This window comes from Bradyrhizobium sp. WYCCWR15520 (assembly GCF_056174665.1).
In genome coordinates this window covers 42,092-58,358 of record NZ_JBWBWM010000023.1, presented here as the reverse complement: position 1 = coordinate 58,358, position 16,267 = coordinate 42,092, and the positions used below count along the sequence as shown (strand labels likewise).

Annotated in this window: 13 protein-coding genes and 1 pseudogene; 7 read left to right on the top strand and 7 right to left on the bottom strand. The window is 63.9% G+C overall.

The features are described from left to right. Window positions 1-5: 5 nt before the first annotated feature. Complete coding sequence (locus AC0QUY_RS25475) at window positions 6-2,216, top strand: primosomal protein N' (protein ID WP_475388952.1); 2,211 nt, start codon at window positions 6-8, stop codon at window positions 2,214-2,216. A 270-nt stretch (window positions 2,217-2,486) separates the two neighbouring features. Here the strand turns inward: AC0QUY_RS25475 and AC0QUY_RS25470 are convergent, their stop codons facing one another. Together AC0QUY_RS25470 and AC0QUY_RS25465 are read right to left on the bottom strand one after the other, a co-directional pair. Then, window positions 2,487-2,987, bottom strand: coding sequence for a septal ring lytic transglycosylase RlpA family protein (locus AC0QUY_RS25470; protein ID WP_161850807.1), 501 nt, complete (start codon window positions 2,985-2,987; stop codon window positions 2,487-2,489). Between the two features lie 345 nt (window positions 2,988-3,332). Then, complete coding sequence (locus AC0QUY_RS25465) at window positions 3,333-3,467, bottom strand: hypothetical protein (RefSeq protein ID WP_256380301.1); 135 nt, start codon at window positions 3,465-3,467, stop codon at window positions 3,333-3,335. A gap of 178 nt (window positions 3,468-3,645) precedes the next feature. On the opposite strand from AC0QUY_RS25465, the gene AC0QUY_RS25460 reads away from it, so the two are divergent. The 6 genes and pseudogenes from AC0QUY_RS25460 to AC0QUY_RS25435 all read left to right on the top strand — a co-directional run bounded on the left by AC0QUY_RS25460 (window position 3,646) and on the right by AC0QUY_RS25435 (window position 10,534). Beyond that, a complete protein-coding gene (locus AC0QUY_RS25460; RefSeq protein WP_161850806.1) occupies window positions 3,646-4,206 on the top strand; it encodes a F0F1 ATP synthase subunit delta in 561 nt (186 codons plus the stop codon). Next, complete coding sequence (gene atpA, locus AC0QUY_RS25455; RefSeq protein WP_475388950.1) at window positions 4,206-5,735, top strand: F0F1 ATP synthase subunit alpha; 1,530 nt, start codon at window positions 4,206-4,208, stop codon at window positions 5,733-5,735. Before AC0QUY_RS25460 ends, atpA begins: the two co-directional genes overlap by 1 nt. 94 nt (window positions 5,736-5,829) lie before the next feature. Further along, window positions 5,830-6,708 carry a F0F1 ATP synthase subunit gamma gene (locus AC0QUY_RS25450; RefSeq protein WP_475388949.1) on the top strand — a complete coding sequence of 293 codons (879 nt, stop codon included), beginning with the start codon at window positions 5,830-5,832 and terminating at the stop codon, window positions 6,706-6,708. Window positions 6,709-6,762: 54 nt separating this feature from the next. Continuing rightward, window positions 6,763-8,205, top strand: a complete 1,443-nt coding sequence (gene atpD, locus AC0QUY_RS25445) for a F0F1 ATP synthase subunit beta (protein WP_474416817.1) — start codon at window positions 6,763-6,765, stop codon at window positions 8,203-8,205. An 87-nt stretch (window positions 8,206-8,292) separates the two neighbouring features. Beyond that, window positions 8,293-8,700 (top strand): F0F1 ATP synthase subunit epsilon, encoded by a 408-nt coding sequence (locus AC0QUY_RS25440; protein WP_475388948.1) that lies wholly within the window; start codon window positions 8,293-8,295, stop codon window positions 8,698-8,700. Window positions 8,701-8,893: 193 nt separating this feature from the next. Beyond that, window positions 8,894-10,534 (top strand): annotated as a pseudogene (locus tag AC0QUY_RS25435) (adenylate/guanylate cyclase domain-containing protein). Window positions 10,535-10,958: 424 nt separating this feature from the next. Here AC0QUY_RS25435 and AC0QUY_RS25430 read toward each other — a convergent pair. The 5 genes from AC0QUY_RS25430 to AC0QUY_RS25410 all read right to left on the bottom strand — a co-directional run bounded on the left by AC0QUY_RS25430 (window position 10,959) and on the right by AC0QUY_RS25410 (window position 16,205). Further along, a complete protein-coding gene (locus AC0QUY_RS25430) occupies window positions 10,959-11,456 on the bottom strand; it encodes an RNA pyrophosphohydrolase (RefSeq protein WP_161850800.1) in 498 nt (165 codons plus the stop codon). A gap of 115 nt (window positions 11,457-11,571) precedes the next feature. Further along, entirely contained in the window at window positions 11,572-12,078 is a 507-nt protein-coding gene (locus AC0QUY_RS25425) for an RNA pyrophosphohydrolase (RefSeq protein WP_161850799.1), read from the bottom strand. Window positions 12,079-12,172: 94 nt separating this feature from the next. Continuing rightward, window positions 12,173-13,360: a divergent polysaccharide deacetylase family protein gene (locus tag AC0QUY_RS25420; RefSeq protein WP_161850798.1), complete on the bottom strand. Its 1,188-nt coding sequence runs from the start codon at window positions 13,358-13,360 to the stop codon at window positions 12,173-12,175. A 167-nt stretch (window positions 13,361-13,527) separates the two neighbouring features. Continuing rightward, complete coding sequence (locus AC0QUY_RS25415) at window positions 13,528-14,883, bottom strand: S41 family peptidase (RefSeq protein WP_161850797.1); 1,356 nt, start codon at window positions 14,881-14,883, stop codon at window positions 13,528-13,530. After that, window positions 14,880-16,205: a murein hydrolase activator EnvC family protein gene (locus AC0QUY_RS25410; protein WP_475389035.1), complete on the bottom strand. Its 1,326-nt coding sequence runs from the start codon at window positions 16,203-16,205 to the stop codon at window positions 14,880-14,882. Before AC0QUY_RS25410 ends, AC0QUY_RS25415 begins: the two co-directional genes overlap by 4 nt. Between the last annotated feature and the right edge of the window lie 62 nt (window positions 16,206-16,267).

The following is a 16,267-nucleotide window of genomic DNA, read 5'->3' as shown; positions in this document are numbered from 1 at the left end:
CCCTGATGGACCACGCCACCCGCCAAACCAGCTCCTCGGCCTCGTCGACCCGTGTGGTCGACGTGCTGGTGCCGGTCGCGCTCAATCAAAACTATTCCTACCGCGTGCCGCGCGGCATGGAGCTGAAGGCGGGCGATGTCGTCTGCGTGCCGCTCGGGCCACGCGAGGTGGTGGCTGTGGTGTGGGCGGAAAACGCTAATCCCGATCCGCGGCTACACAACCGCCTGAAGGACGTCGGCGAAAAGCTCGACGTGCCGCCGCTGAAGGAAGAACTGCGCAGCCTGGTCGACTGGGTCGCCAACTACACGCTCTCAGCGCGCGGCACGGTGCTGCGCATGGCATTGCGGATGGGCGAAAATCTCGGCCCCGAGCGGATGCGCCTCGGCGTGCGGCTGGTCGGTGAGCCGCCGCGGCGTCTGACGCCGGCAAGGCGACGGCTGATCGAAGTGCTGTCGGATGGCCTCTTGCACGGCAAGTCGGATGCGGCGCGGGAGGCCGGCGTCAGCTCAGGCGTGGTCGACGGGCTGGTCGACGAGGGCACGCTGGCGATCGAGGCGATGCCGCCGCCGCTGGCGCCGCCGTCGCCCGATCCCGCCTTCGCGCAGCCGGAATTCTCCCATCAGCAGCGCGCGGCGGTGGATGCGATGCGCGCGCTCGCCGCCAATGGCACGTTCCATGTCGCGCTGCTCGACGGCGTCACCGGCTCGGGCAAGACCGAAGTCTATTTCGAGGCGATTGCGGAGGTCGTCCGGCGCGGCAAGCAGACGCTGATCCTGATGCCGGAGATCGCGCTGACAGGGCAATTCCTCGACCGTTTTGCCCAGCGTTTTGGCGTGCGCCCGATCGAGTGGCACTCCGAACTGACGCCGCGCACGCGGCAGCGCAATTGGGCCGCGATATCGGCCGGCGAAGCGCCGGTCGTGGTCGGCGCGCGCTCGGCGCTATTTCTGCCTTACGCCGATCTCGGCCTGATCATCGTCGATGAAGAACACGACCAGGCCTACAAGCAGGACGATGGCGCACACTATCACGCCCGCGACATGGCTGTGGTGCGCGCGCATATAGCCAAGATTCCGATCGTGCTGGCGTCCGCGACGCCGTCGGTCGAGACCGAGGTCAATGCGCGCAAGGGGCGCTATCAGCGCGTCGCACTGCCGTCGCGCTTCGGCGGTCAGCACATGCCGCATATCGAGGCGATCGATCTGCGCCGCGCACCACCGCCGCGCGGTCGCTTCATCTCGCCGCCGCTCGCCGAGCAGATTCGCTTCGCGATCGAGAAGCGCGAACAGGCGCTGTTGTTCCTCAACCGCCGTGGCTATGCGCCGCTGACGCTATGCCGCGCCTGCGGCCACCGCTTCGCCTGCACCATTTGCGACGCTTGGCTGGTCGATCATCGCTTCCGCCAGCGGCTGGTCTGCCACCATTGCGGCTTCTCGATGCCGCGCCCGAACATCTGCCCGCATTGCCAGGCCGAGGAATCGCTGGTGGCAGTCGGCCCCGGCGTCGAGCGGCTGCAGGAAGAGGCGGCAGCGCTGTTTCCGGAAGCGCGCACCATGGTGCTGTCGAGTGATCTCATCACCTCGATCGAGACCATGCGCAGCGAACTGAACGAAATCGCTGAAGGCCGCGTCGACATCATTATCGGCACGCAACTGGTGGCGAAGGGACATAACTTTCCGCGGCTCAATTTGGTCGGCGTGGTCGACGCCGATCTGGGCCTCGGCAATGGCGATCCGCGCGCCGCCGAACGCACGTTCCAATTGCTCAACCAGGTGATCGGGCGCGCGGGGCGCGAGCAGGGCCGCGGCATAGGCTTTTTGCAGACCCATCAGCCCGAACATCCCGTGATGAAGGCCCTGGTCGCGAGCGGCCGCGAGGCGTTCTACGCCAGCGAGATCGAGGCGCGCGAGCGCACCGGCTATCCGCCGTTCGGCCGTCTCGCCAGCTTGATCATCTCCGCAGGCGATCGGCCGAGTGCGGAAGGCTTTGCGCGCAGGCTCGCCGCCATAGCCCCGATCGACGAGCGCATCCAGGTACTGGGCCCTGCGGAGGCGCCGCTTGCAGTGATCAAGGGCCGCTACCGGTTCCGGATTTTGGTGAAGTCGCTGCGCAACGTCGATTTGTCGGAGTATTTGCGCGAATGGCTGGCTGCCGGGCCGAAGACCAAGGGCAATCTCAAGCTCGAAGTCGACGTCGATCCGCAGAGCTTTTTGTAGCTGAAGCGAAACCTCTCCGCGTCATTGCGAAGAGCGACGCGACGAAGCAATCCATCGCTCCTCATGCGCGGCGGGATGGATTGCTTCGCGGAGCCTGTCATCGGGCGGCGCTTCGCGCCGACCCGTTGGCTCGCAATGACGTGGAAGAGCTTCGGAACAACAAAAAAAGCCTGCCGTCATTTGCGACGACAGGCCTTTGTTGCCGCGGCAAGCCCCGCGACGGTTACGCAACGCAACGCTTACGGAAAACGGTGCGCGATCGGCGCGCCTTTAGGAGATAACCTCGGCAGTGACGTGGCCGACGCCGGCGCCGGTCAGGCCGATGGCACGGGCCGCGCCCTTGGAGAGGTCGAGCACGCGTCCCTTGATGAAGGGGCCGCGGTCGTTGATCGTGACGATCACGCTCTGGCCGCGATGGGTCACCCGGAGCTTGGTGCCGAACGGCAGCGAGCGGTGGGCTGCGGTCATGGCGTTCTGATTGAAGCGCTGTCCGGAGGCAGTCTTGCTGCCGGATTCATTGCCGTAAAAGGAAGCCTTTCCCGAGAAGCCGCGCCCGGTGCTCTCGGAGCCGATCGAGGCGTTGGCGTTCAGCCAGCTATCGCCGGCCGGCTGAGCCTTGGCGTGGTGGGAATGGTGGTGGTGGCGGTGATGCCTGGATTTGGCGGAAGCTTCGGTGATGCTGCCGCCGACCAGGAGAGTTGCGGCGATCAACGCGAACGCTGTACGCGACCGGGTTAGAGTTCCCGGCACGATCTTATTGGTATGCAACATTAAACTAGTCCCTCAGGTAGTATTGCCACATACGTGACAAATGGAACCCCCGTCCCAGTTTCAGCGGTTGCCGTTTGATCAGCCAATAAGGCATGAATTGGGCAGTAGTTCCTGTTTGTTGGCGGCTGACATATCTTGTTACCGCGTGCAACTAATCAGGTGATGTTCCGTAATCTTGCGCGTTAACCCAATTTTAACTAATTCAATACTGTCTATTACTTGCGAATACAGTTCTCCTCAGGAGGGGAAAGATTTAGGCAAGTAATGGGCAAATGGAGCGGGCCGGCCCGATTCGTTCCGCACGTCTCGGTTCATAGCCGCCATGCAAATACGCTCGGAACCAATTCACCGCTCGGGGAAGGGTGCGGCGTCGCGGGTCGGGAGCGGGCCAAATTCGGGCGTGCGGAGTTGGCTCAAAACAACCTTCAACCGGGCCTGAAAATCGACATGCGACAAGGCATCGCCCGAACGCGCGGTCATGTTGCACCTGCGCGCTTGCTATGTTAGCAAAGCCGCGATTTTAACGATCCCGGCACTTCTCGTGCCGGTCGAAAATCGAAGTCCCGCTTGAATTCCAAGGGCTTGGATCGCTAGGCGCCGCTACCCGTGGCGACGGTTTTTCCCTTGCGAGTTTGACAGCTGAAAAAAGAGCGAGTCTGTGGCTGCAGAAGATCCGTCCGTTTCCGGGGTGTCCGGCCGTTATGCTACGGCCTTGTTCGAGTTGGCGCGCGAGGAGAAATCCATCGACGCAGTGAAGGCCGATCTCGATAAATTCGAGGCCATGCTGAACGAAAGCGCCGATCTCAAGCGTCTCGTCCGCAGCCCGGTCTTCTCGGCAGATGCACAAGCCAAAGCGCTCAATGCCCTGCTCGACAAAGCCGGCATTACCGCTACCTCAGCCAAATTCCTCAAAGTGTTGACCGCCAACCGCCGGCTGTTTGCCGTGGCCGATGTGATCCGCGCCTACCGGGCGCTGGTGGCGAAGTTCAAGGGCGAGGCGACCGCCGACGTTACCGTCGCCGAACAGCTCAATGAAAAGAATCTCGACGCGCTGAAGACCGCACTGAAATCAGTGACGGGCAAGGACGTCGCGCTCAACGTGAAAGTCGATCCCTCCATCATCGGCGGCCTTGTGGTCAAGCTCGGCAGCCGCATGGTGGATAGTTCGCTTCGCACCAAACTCAATTCGATCAAGCACGCGATGAAAGAGGCAGGCTGATGGACATCCGCGCCGCGGAAATTTCCGCGATCCTCAAGGACCAGATCAAGAATTTCGGCCAGGAGGCTGAGGTCACCGAAGTCGGACAGGTGCTGTCCGTCGGCGACGGTATTGCCCGCGTCTACGGTCTGGACAACGTCCAGGCCGGTGAAATGGTCGAGTTCGAGAACGGCACCCGCGGCATGGCGCTCAATCTCGAAACCGACAACGTCGGTATCGTGATCTTCGGCGCCGACCGCGAGATCAAGGAAGGCCAGACCGTCAAGCGCACCCGCGCCATCGTGGACACGCCGGTCGGCAAGGGTCTGCTCGGCCGCGTCGTCGACGCGCTGGGTAACCCGATCGACGGCAAGGGTCCGATCCAGGCCGACAAGCGCATGCGCGTCGACGTCAAGGCGCCCGGCATCATTCCGCGCAAGTCGGTGAGCGAGCCGATGGCGACCGGCCTCAAGGCGATCGATGCGCTGATCCCGGTCGGCCGCGGCCAGCGCGAGCTGATCATCGGCGACCGTCAGACCGGCAAGACCGCGATCGCGCTCGACACCATCCTGAACCAGAAGCCGCTCAACGCGCAGCCGGACGAGAACATCAAGCTGTATTGCGTCTACGTCGCGATCGGCCAGAAGCGTTCGACCGTTGCCCAGTTCGTCAAGGTGCTGGAAGAGCAGGGCGCGCTGGAATATTCGATCATCGTCGCCGCCACCGCATCCGATCCGGCGCCGATGCAGTACATCGCGCCGTTCACCGGCTGCACCATGGGCGAGTACTTCCGCGACAACGGCATGCACGCCGTCATCATCTATGACGACTTGTCCAAGCAGGCCGTCGCCTACCGCCAGATGTCGCTCTTGCTGCGCCGTCCGCCGGGCCGCGAAGCCTATCCGGGCGACGTGTTCTACCTGCACTCCCGCCTGCTCGAGCGCGCGGCGAAGCTCAACAAGGATCAGGGCTCGGGATCGCTGACGGCGCTGCCGGTCATCGAAACCCAGGCCAACGACGTGTCGGCCTACATCCCGACCAACGTGATTTCGATTACCGACGGCCAGATCTTCCTGGAAACCGACCTGTTCTTCCAGGGCATCCGCCCGGCGGTGAACGTCGGTCTGTCGGTGTCGCGCGTGGGTTCGTCGGCGCAGACCAAGGCGATGAAGAAGGTCGCCGGCAAGATCAAGGGCGAGCTAGCGCAGTACCGCGAAATGGCGGCGTTCGCGCAGTTCGGTTCCGACCTCGACGCCTCGACCCAGCGCCTCCTGAACCGTGGTTCGCGCCTGACCGAACTCCTGAAGCAGCCGCAGTTCTCGCCGCTGAAGATGGAAGAGCAGGTCTGCGTGATCTGGGCCGGCACCAACGGCTATCTCGATGCGCTCCCGCTCAACAAGGTGCGCGCCTTCGAGGACGGTCTCTTGTCGCTGCTGCGCGGCAAGAACGCCGACATCCTCAACGGCATCCGTGACAGCCGCGATCTTTCCGACGACCTCGCCGGGAAGCTGAAGGGCGTCGTCGACGGTTTCGCCAAGACGTTTGCTTGATGATTTGCCGTTGCGGCCCGGCGCCTTGCCGGGCCCGACGAAAGAGTGGCTTGCGGTCGGGGCCTGATGGCCGGATCGCCGGGGTGAACTGAGAATGGCTTCACTTAAAGACATGCGGGTCCGCATCGCCTCGACCAAGGCGACGCAGAAGATCACCAAGGCGATGCAGATGGTCGCGGCCTCGAAGCTGCGGCGCGCGCAGAGCGCGGCCGAAGCGGCCCGTCCCTACGCCGAAAAGATGGATGCGGTGATTTCCAATATCGCCGCTGCTGCCGCCGGTTCTCCCGGCGCTCCGGCGCTGCTGGCCGGCACCGGCAGGGACCAGGTGCATCTGCTGCTGGTCTGCACCGGCGAACGCGGCCTGTGCGGCGCGTTCAATTCGGCGATCGTACGTCTGGCGCGTGAGCGCGCGCTCTCCCTGATAAACCAGGGCAAGGACGTCAAGATTTTCTGCGTCGGCCGCAAGGGCTACGACCAGCTTCGCCGCACCTTCGACAAGCAGATTATCGAGCACGTCGATCTGCGCGGGGTTCGCCAGCTCGGTTTCGTCAACGCCGAGGATATCGCCAAGAAGGTCCTGGCACGGTTCGAGGCCGGCGAGTTCGACGTCTGCACGCTGTTCTATTCGCGCTTCAAATCCGTCATCGCGCAGATCCCGACCGCCCAGCAGGTGATTCCGCTGGTGGTCGAAGAGCCGGCCGCCAATGCCGGTCCGTCGACCGCTTACGAATATGAGCCGGAGGAAGACGAGATTCTGACGCGGCTGTTGCCGCGCAATCTTGCGGTGCAGATCTTCCGCGCGCTCTTGGAAAACAACGCCTCTTTCTACGGCGCGCAGATGAGCGCGATGGATAACGCCACCCGCAACGCCGGCGAAATGATCCGCAAGCAAACCCTGGTCTACAACCGAACCCGTCAAGCCCAGATCACCAAGGAGCTGATCGAGATCATCTCCGGCGCCGAGGCGGTCTAGCGCACGAACCAACCGACGGTCGTTCAAGTACAGAATTTCGAAGGAGAGCAATTCATGGCCACAGCAGCTAACCAGATCGGTCGCGTCACCCAAGTCATGGGCGCCGTTGTCGACGTGCAGTTCGAGGGTCATCTGCCGGCCATTCTCAATTCGCTGGAAACCAAGAACGGCGGCAACCGCCTGGTGCTGGAAGTCGCGCAGCACCTCGGTGAATCCACCGTGCGCACGATTGCGATGGACGCTACCGAAGGTCTGGTGCGCGGTCAGGAAGTGACCGACACCGGCGAGCCCATCGCAATTCCGGTCGGTGACGGCACACTGGGGCGCATCATGAACGTCATCGGCGAACCGATCGACGAAGCCGGTCCGATCAAGTTCGAAGGCAAGCGCGCCATCCACCAGGAAGCGCCGTCCTACACCGACCAGTCCACCGAAGCCGAGATTCTCGTGACCGGCATCAAGGTCGTCGACCTGCTCGCGCCCTACGCCAAGGGCGGCAAGATCGGCCTGTTCGGCGGCGCCGGCGTCGGCAAGACCGTGCTGATTCAGGAACTGATCAACAACGTCGCCAAGGCGCACGGTGGTTACTCGGTGTTCGCCGGCGTCGGCGAGCGTACCCGCGAAGGCAACGACCTCTATCACGAGTTCATCGAATCCAAGGTCAACGCCGATCCGCACAATCCGGATCCGAACGTGAAGTCGAAGTGCGCACTGGTGTTCGGCCAGATGAACGAGCCGCCCGGCGCCCGCGCTCGCGTCGGCCTCACCGGTCTGACGGTCGCCGAGCACTTCCGCGACCAGGGCCAGGACGTGCTGTTCTTCGTCGACAACATCTTCCGCTTCACGCAGGCCGGCTCCGAAGTGTCGGCGCTGCTCGGTCGTATTCCTTCAGCGGTGGGTTATCAGCCGACGCTCGCGACCGACATGGGCGCGCTGCAGGAGCGCATCACCACCACGCAGAAGGGCTCGATCACTTCGGTGCAGGCGATCTACGTGCCCGCCGACGACTTGACCGACCCGGCGCCCGCCACCTCGTTCGCCCACTTGGACGCCACCACGGTGCTGAGCCGCGCGATCTCGGAAAAGGGCATCTATCCGGCGGTCGACCCGCTCGACTCCACCTCGCGCATGCTCTCCCCGCTCGTCGTCGGCGAAGAGCACTATCAGACCGCGCGCATGGTTCAGCAGGTGCTGCAGAAGTACAAGTCGCTGCAGGACATCATCGCCATTCTCGGCATGGACGAACTGTCGGAAGAGGACAAGATCACCGTGGCCCGCGCCCGCAAGGTCGAGCGCTTCCTGTCGCAGCCGTTCCACGTTGCCGAAGTCTTCACCGGTTCGCCGGGCAAGTTCGTCGACCTCGCCGACACCATCAAGGGCTTCCGCGGTCTCTGCGAAGGCAAGTACGACCATCTGCCGGAAGCGGCCTTCTACATGGTCGGCACCATCGAAGAAGCCGTCGAGAAGGGCAAGAGGCTGGCTGCCGAAGCGGCCTAAGGGGCGAATGACGAATACGGAGTAGCGGATAGCGCTGCTCCCATTCTTCCCACTCGCTGTTCGCTACTCGCTACTCGCAGGTTCTCCATGGCTACCTTTCATTTCGATCTCGTCTCCCCCGAAAAGCTCGCCTTCTCCGGCGAAGTCGATCAGGTTGACGTTCCCGGTCTGGAAGGCGATTTCGGTGTGCTGGCGGGTCACGCGCCGGTCGTAGCCGCGGTCCGCCCGGGCATCCTGACCATCACCGCCGGCGGCAGCCGTGAAAAGGTGATCGTACTCGGCGGCCTTGCCGAAATGTCGGAAAACGGCCTCACCGTGCTCGCCGACGTCGCCACCTCGATCGCTGACGTCGACCGCGCGCAGTTCGCCGAGACCATCGCCGAGATGGAAGCCAAGCTAGCCGAGAAGGAAGGCTCCGAGCTCGATCACGCTATCGAGCGGCTGGACCACTTCAAGAGCATTCAGCAAGAGCTCAGCGCCACGGCTATGCACTAAGCCCCGGGGCACTGCTCCGGGGCGCAATGAAGGCCCGGGCTGCATCAGCGCTCGTCACACCGTGACGGGCGCTGCGCTTTTTGCGGCAGTGTTGGTCTTGCAAGGCCGCCCGCCATCGCCCGGAACCGCCATGGTTGCGTCCGGGAACTTCTGGCGGCATGCTGCCGCGGATTGTGGTTCGGGGCTGCTATTCATGAAGCGCAAGATCGCGGCGATTTTTGCGGCCGATATTGCCGGCTATTCCAGACTGGTTGCCGAGGACGAAGAGGAGACGCTGCGCCGGCTGGCCTCCTACCGCCAGGTGACCGACGATTTCATCGCCAAGGGTGGCGGCCGCATTTTCAATACCGCCGGCGACGCCGTGCTCGCCGAATTTCCGAGCGCGGTCGAAGCCGTGCGTTGTGCCATCGATATCCAGGAGAGCCTGCGCACCCGTAATATGGCGTATCCGCCCAGCCGGCAGATGGCCTTTCGCATGGGCATCACGATAGGCGACGTGGTCGAGCGCGACGGCGATCTGCTTGGCGACGGCGTCAACATCGCCGCGCGCCTGGAGGGTCTCGCCGAGGTCGGCGGCATCTGCATCTCGCGCGCGGTTCACGAGCAGGTCGCCAACAAGCTGTCGGTGCAGTTCGCCGATATCGGCGCGCAGGAAGTGAAGAACATCCCGACGCCGGTGCACGCCTATATGGTGGCGATGCGCCGCGACGACGGCACCTACGCCACGCCGCAGGTCAAGAAGTCGGCTAAGCCGCAAGGCGCCACACAGCCGAACTGGATGTGGCCGGTTGCGGTCACGGTGGTCAGCCTCGCGGCGATCGGTGTCGGCGGCTTTCTTTACTTCACCAAGCTGGAGAGCTCGGCGACCAAGGTCGCATCTCCCAGCAGCATGGCACGCCCTGCGCCGGCACCGTCAGCGATCGCGGCGGTGCCAGCGCCGGTGCCCGCACCAAAGCCCCGGACAGCCCATCGCCACAACCTCCGTCGCCGTCGCCATCGGTGGTCGCGTCGGTCGACAGGTTTGTTGCGGCAAGTATTCCCTTCATCAGCGACAGGGCCCGCGCCTCATTCGCCACCGACTACGTCCCGGCGGCCGACTTCAAGGCGTTCGCGCTCAATGTCGGCGGGTTCAATGCCTTCGTCACCGCGCAACCGAGCGAGGAAGTGGCGAGGGGCGCTGCGATCGAGCAATGCCAGAAGCGCGCGGAGGCGGCGCAATCGCCGCGCAAATGCGAACTATACGCGGTCGGTGATGCGATCGTGTACGCCCATGGCAAACCGCCGCTGCCGCCATTGCCCTGGATCCGGCGGCGCGACCGAGCAGCCGTTCGTCGCGAAGAATGTCCCGCTCGCCCGGGACCCCGCCAAGGCCCGCCTCGAAGCGGTCTACGTGCCGGCACGAAGAAACAAAGCGCTCGCGATTGGACCTGGCGGCGGCGTACTGTTCTTTCCCATCGCGCTCGAGACGACGGAGGAGGCGGTGCGACGCGCCCTGGAGTCTTGCGGGGGGATCGCCAGCGTGCCGTGCATCGTCGTTGCCGTCAACGACGATTTCGTGGTGCCGATTCCGACCACGCTGAAGGTCACCGGCTTCTTCAGGGCCACCGGCAGTACGATGATATCAGCTGACGCGCGCGAGGATGTCGCGCGGCGGATTTCGGAAGCGCAGAGTGGTTGGAACGCGGTCGCGGTTGGCGCGGCTGGCCGGCCCGGACTGGCGCTGAAGGCGACGAGCGAACAGGCGGCGATCAACGAAGCGCTGGCCGACTGCGTCAAGCGCGACAGCAATTGCCAGATTATCGGGATTGGCCCGTTTTCGGTCGGGCCGAACTAGTCCAAGAGGGGTTGGCGCCTGCGTCCAGTTCGTCCGACGTCGGGAATATCTCGAGAGTCCGAACCTTAGGTGACCGCCGGCCGATCGCCAGCAGGATGAACAGGTGCCGGTAGCCTTGGTACCTGGCGGCCGGACGGGTGCGTTCCCGCCCGCTGAACATCAGCCTGCCATTCCGGTCATGCACCCGCCATTCGAAGCTCCGGCGGCGCTTGGCTACAGTCACGTCCATCATGAGAGGCAAGACACCGTACAGTGGCGGGTTATTTCAAGGCTGAGCCTTTTAGTCTGCGGCCGACACAAAAAGGTTCGCTGATACCAAACCACCGACGGTATCAGGTGCCTTCTGCGAGCTAGGCCGGCCGAAAACTATTGAGCGACAAAAGGCTGTCAAGCGTCTCGCGTCCCGCGGCTGTGGCGAGACAATCTAACGGGCGAACTCCGCAAATACCTGCGCCACCATCCGGTACACGTCGCGCCGGAACGGCACCACGAGGTCAGCCACGCGCTCCAGCCTTTCCCAGCGCCAGGAATCGAATTCAGCCGGCTGGCCATTGCGCGGCGTCAGCGGGTCGATCTCCTCGTCGCGACCGGTGAACCGCAGCGCGAACCATTTCTGCCGCTGGCCGCGGAACTTCGCCAGGCGATGGTCGGGCGGACCGTCATAGGGCGGAAATTCGTAATTCATCCAATCGGCCTCGCCGAGGTATTCGGCGCTGACCGCCCCGGTCTCTTCCCATAGCTCGCGCATTACGGCATCGCGCGGGTTCTCGTCGGCGTCGATGCCGCCCTGCGGCATCTGCCATTCCAACCCGGGAAGAATGATTTCCGGCCCATCGTCGCGGAAACGGCGGCCGATCAGCACCCGGCCCGAGGCGTTGAACAGCGCAATTCCCACATTGGGCCGATAGGGTTTGTCGGACATTTTCGGTCACCGTCATTCCGGGGCGCGCGGTAGCGCGAACCCGGAATCTCGAGATTCCGGGTTCATGCTTCGCATGCCCCGGAATGACCGGGCACTACTTGGAAGATGCGTCATGCTAACCGCCCGCGAGGCCGGAGAATTCCTTGACCACGCGCTCATAGACCGGCCGCTTGAACGGAACGATCAGGGTCGGGAGATTCTTCATCGGCTCCCAGCGCCAGCTCACGAACTCGGCCTTGTGTCCGCCGCCGCCGGGGCTCGCAACATTGATCTCCGCGTCCTTGCCGGTGAAGCGCACCGCGTACCATTTCTGCCGTTGCCCGCGATAGCGGCCCTTCCAGGCGCGGCCGGCCACCGTGCGGGGAATGTCGTAGATCAGCCAATCCGGGACTTCGCCGAGCTTCTCCACCGAGCGGACGCTGGTTTCCTCATAAAGCTCGCGCTTGGCGGCCTCCCAGGTATCCTCGCCGGGATCGACCCCGCCCTGCGGCATCTGCCAGACATGGGTTTCATCGACATGTTCGATGCCGCCGGCGCGCCGGCCAATGAAGACCAACCCGGCCGCGTTGATCAGCATCATGCCGACGCAGGTCCGGTAAGGCAGGTCCTCGTAGCGCGCCATTTCCGTCAGGACTCCCTTGCCTGCATCAACTCACCCACAATTGGTTGGGCTGGCGCAGTCGGGGAAGCCCGGTTCGCCGCCATCAGCTTGATCTCTAGCCTGATTTTGATTTCAGCATCGCCGTTGTCAATGGCACAAGCATGATGCCGCGGCTGTCCAGCGTCTTGATCCAGGCGGCAAGGCGCTCGATCGAAATTGGCAGGGCCGAGGCGACACCCACTGCCGTTCCGCGTTCCTTGGCGAGCGTTTCCAACTTGACCAGCGTCCGGTCGATCTCGGCCGAGGTCGGCACGGCGTCGATGGTAAAATCGGCCTTGGCAAAGGGCATCGATTGGGCTGCCGTGAGCGATCCGGCGGCGCTGCGCGGCGAGGAGCCGTCATCGAGATAGCCAAGGCCGCGCTTGGCCGCCTCGCGGATGATCGGCTGCATCACGGTATCCGTTGCCGTGAAACGCGCGCCCATGAAGTTGGCGATCCCGGCATAACCCTGAAACCGGCTAAGGTGCCAGTACAGCCGGTCGATGTTCTGCTCGGATGTCAGCGTCGTCAGCAGGGTCTGCGGACCGGGATCGTTATCGGGGTAATCGAACGGCTCCATCGGAACCTGCAGCAGGATCTCGTGGCGCTGCGCCCGGGCCCGTTCGGCCAGTTTGGCGGGATCCGCGCCGTAAGGCGTGAACGCCAGCGTCACGGCCGGCGGCAGTTTCATGATGGCATCGGTGGTCTTGGCGGCGCCGACGCCGAGGCCGCCGACGACGATCGCGATCACCGGCATCTTGGCGGCCTTGGTGCGGTCGGCGTCGGCCGCGTAGACCGTAAAGGGTTTGAGGCCATCGGCGACCACCGGGATCATGCCGTAGCGCGACTTTTCCAGGAGCCGCTGGTCGATGCCGGCCATCGGGCTTGCCGGCGCGGATTCCGCGCCTGCCTTGTCGCCGGCATCGCCGCCGATCACGATGTCCTGGCGCTTGCCGCTGGAGCCGTCGATGATGGTGACGGTCTTGTTGTCGCTGGCCGGGGAATGCTGGGATGCCGATTTCGCAGCTTTCTCGGTGACAGGCTGCTTTTCGTCCGTCGCCGGCGTGCGCAAGGCGACGCGGGCGACGGGCTCGCCTCCCAGCGGGTTGTCGACAAAGAGGGCGACGGTCAGGAAGCCGACCAGGAACAGGCCGAGCAACACCGCCAGCGCTTGCATTGCGGTGAACGGCAGCCGAAACCGGCGTTTTTTGCGCTCGGTTTTCTGCCCGAGCGGCGTGCTCAGCTCGTCGGCCGTTTCCGTCATAGACCTCACCGAATCAATCACGCCGACGATACCACGATGGGCCGGATTCGAGCGCCTGCACCGGCCCCGCAAAAGCACCGGTCGTCGCCCCCGGAGACGAACTGGCAACGAAAAAGGGGCGGCCGAGAGCCGCCCCTTTTGTTGTGACTAAAATCCCGGTCGCCGGATCAGTTCGCCGCCTTGGTGGCGGGTTTGTCGACTGCCGCCTTGTCTCCGGTCGCCGGCGCGCTCGCCGTCGACTTGATGCCGTGCAGCAGGTCGGCCGCGGTCTTCAGCGCCTTGTCGTCCTTGGCGTCCGGCGGCACGTAGGATTGCGAGCCGGTCTTTTCGTCGCCGTCGTTCTTCAGATGCCCGCGCAGCGAAGCCTCGCCCTTGGTGTCGGTACGCGACTTCAGCTCATCCGGAACATCCTGCAGCACCTCGATGTCGGGCACGATACCCTTGGCCTGGATCGACTTGCCGGACGGCGTGTAATAGCGCGCGGTGGTCAGGCGCAGCGCGCCGTTGCCGCTGCCGAGCGGGATGATGGTCTGCACCGAGCCCTTGCCGAACGAGCGGGTGCCGACCAGCGTCGCACGCTTGTGGTCCTGCAGCGCGCCGGCGACGATTTCGGAGGCTGAGGCCGAGCCGCCATTGACCAGCACGATGATCGGCTTGCCCTTCGTCAGGTCACCCGCATGGGCGGCGCGGCGCTGGGTCTCTTCGGCATTGCGGCCGCGGGTCGAAACGATCTCGCCCTTCTCAAGGAAGGTGTCGGAAACCGTCACCGCTTCCTCCAGCAGACCGCCGGGATTGTTTCTGAGATCGATGATGAAGCCCTTCAGCTTGTCGCCGATCTGATTCGTGAGGCTGCCGATCTCGCGCTTCAGGCCTTCGGTGGTCTGTTCGTTGAAAGTAGTGACGCGGATATAGGCAATGTCGTCCTGCTCGACGCGCGCACGGACCGAGCGGACGCGGATGTTGTCGCGCACCAGTGTCACTTCGATCGGATTGTCCTGGCCCTTGCGGATGATCTTGAGACGGATCTTGGTATTGACCGGTCCGCGCATCTTCTCGACCGCCTGGTTGAGGGTGAGACCCTGTACGGCTTCGTCGTCGAGATTGGTGATGATGTCGTTGGCCATGATGCCGGCCTTCGATGCCGGCGTGTCGTCGATCGGCGAGACGACCTTGATCAGACCGTCTTCCATCGTGACCTCGATGCCGAGTCCGCCGAATTCACCGCGCGTCTGCACCTGCATGTCGCGGAAACTCTTCGCGTCCATGTAGCTGGAATGCGGATCGAGTCCGGCCAGCATGCCTGAGATCGCCGACTCGACCAGCTTGCCGTCGTCAGGCTTCTCGACATAATCGCTGCGCACGCGCTCGAACACGTCGCCGAACAGATTGAGCTGGCGATAGGTGTCCGAGGTTGCGGCACGCGCACTCGATCCCATCAGCACGGAACGAGGCTGCGTGACGAAGAGCGTCAAAGCCGCACCGGTGGCGGCGCTGAGAAGAATTACAGAAGTCTTGCGCATCATCCGCGAACCTTTTCGCCTTCGTTAGCGGCCCACCATGGGCCTGAGTCGATTGGAGTGCCGTCCTTACGGAACTCGACATAGAGCACCGGCTGGCTCGCGGTCGTCGCGAGAATGGATGCGACCTGGGACGTCGTCCCCATGGTCGCGACCGGCTCTCCCGTAAGTACAAACTGGCCGATGTTTACCGAAATGCGCTCCATCCCGGCGATCAGGACATGATACCCGCCCCCGGCATTGAGGATCAAGAGTTGTCCGTAGCTCCGGAAGGGCCCGGCGTAAACAACCCAGCCGTCACACGGTGTTGTGACCTGAGCCCCGGCTCGGGTTGTCAAAGAAATGCCTTTTTCGACGCCACCCGCGCCGTCGGAACCGCCAAAATCGCGAATCTTGCGGCCATTGACCGGAAAGGCGAATAGCCCCTTCGCGGAAGCAAATGCGATCGCGGGGCTGAGCCGGGCGGGATCCTTCAGTGCCCCAAGATTAGGCTTGCCGCCGGGGGCGGGCGGGGTGCCCTTCAGGCTGGCGGTGGCGGCCGCCTTGGCGGCGCTCTTCAGGTCCTGCTCCATTTTCGTGATCAGGCCCTGCAAACTGTCGACCTGCTTGGACAGGTTGATGGCGCGCGCACCTTCGGCCTCCATGTCCTTTTCGATCGCGCTCTGCTTGCGCTGCCGCTCTTCCACCAGCGCCGCCAGCCTGATGGAATCGTCCTTCAGCCTGTCGCGGTCCCGAGCCAGTACGTCGCGCTGGTTGGCGATGTCCTTGCGCAGATTCACCAGTTCGGTGAGGTCGGCCGTAAGTTTTTCCGCGCGGCCGCGCAACTCGGGGACGACGGACCCAAGCAGCATGGCAGTGCGCAGCGACTGCAGCGCGTCCTCGGGCCGCACCAACAACGCGGGCGGGGTGCGCCGTCCGGCCCGCTGCAGCGCCGCCAGCACCTCGACGATTTCGGAGCGGCGTGAATCGAGCGAAGCGCGGATCTGCATCTCGCGACTGTCGAGCGGCCGCAGCCGCCCCTCAGTCTCGCCGATGCGGGTCTCGACGTTGCGCACCTGCGCGGCGATGTCGATCACTTGCTGGTTGAGCTTGGAGCGGTCCTGTCCGATTGCCGCGATATCGGCTTTCAGTTTCTGTTGCAGCTCGGCTGCTTTCCGCTGCTGCTCGCGCGTGGCCTCCAGCTCCTGCTCGCGTTGCTTGAGGGCGTCGGGGGAAACGGCAGTCGCTTGGTGCGCAGGTGCCGCGGGTTGCTGCGCCAGCGCCGGCGAAAGCGATGCCGCAGCGAAGCTCGCTGAAAGCAAGATCAGGGGAAGCGAGACGGCTGACATCAGCGACACGCCGCGATTGGCGGTGCCAAGGTATGAATGAATGTCCCGCGTTGAATGCATGC

What these genes read in the sequence shown, in the direction of transcription:
- AC0QUY_RS25475 (WP_475388952.1), top strand. Translation starts at nt 6, where the DNA reads ATGGACCACGCCACCCGCCAAACCAGCTCCTCGGCCTCGTCGACCCGT.
- AC0QUY_RS25470 (WP_161850807.1), bottom strand. Translation starts at nt 2,987, where the DNA reads ATGTTGCATACCAATAAGATCGTGCCGGGAACTCTAACCCGGTCGCGT.
- AC0QUY_RS25465 (WP_256380301.1), bottom strand. Translation starts at nt 3,467, where the DNA reads ATGACCGCGCGTTCGGGCGATGCCTTGTCGCATGTCGATTTTCAGGCC.
- atpA (WP_475388950.1), top strand. Translation starts at nt 4,206, where the DNA reads ATGGACATCCGCGCCGCGGAAATTTCCGCGATCCTCAAGGACCAGATC.
- AC0QUY_RS25450 (WP_475388949.1), top strand. Translation starts at nt 5,830, where the DNA reads ATGGCTTCACTTAAAGACATGCGGGTCCGCATCGCCTCGACCAAGGCG.
- atpD (WP_474416817.1), top strand. Translation starts at nt 6,763, where the DNA reads ATGGCCACAGCAGCTAACCAGATCGGTCGCGTCACCCAAGTCATGGGC.
- AC0QUY_RS25440 (WP_475388948.1), top strand. Translation starts at nt 8,293, where the DNA reads ATGGCTACCTTTCATTTCGATCTCGTCTCCCCCGAAAAGCTCGCCTTC.
- AC0QUY_RS25430 (WP_161850800.1), bottom strand. Translation starts at nt 11,456, where the DNA reads ATGTCCGACAAACCCTATCGGCCCAATGTGGGAATTGCGCTGTTCAAC.
- AC0QUY_RS25425 (WP_161850799.1), bottom strand. Translation starts at nt 12,078, where the DNA reads ATGGCGCGCTACGAGGACCTGCCTTACCGGACCTGCGTCGGCATGATG.
- AC0QUY_RS25420 (WP_161850798.1), bottom strand. Translation starts at nt 13,360, where the DNA reads ATGACGGAAACGGCCGACGAGCTGAGCACGCCGCTCGGGCAGAAAACC.
- AC0QUY_RS25415 (WP_161850797.1), bottom strand. Translation starts at nt 14,883, where the DNA reads ATGATGCGCAAGACTTCTGTAATTCTTCTCAGCGCCGCCACCGGTGCG.
- AC0QUY_RS25410 (WP_475389035.1), bottom strand. Translation starts at nt 16,205, where the DNA reads ATGTCAGCCGTCTCGCTTCCCCTGATCTTGCTTTCAGCGAGCTTCGCT.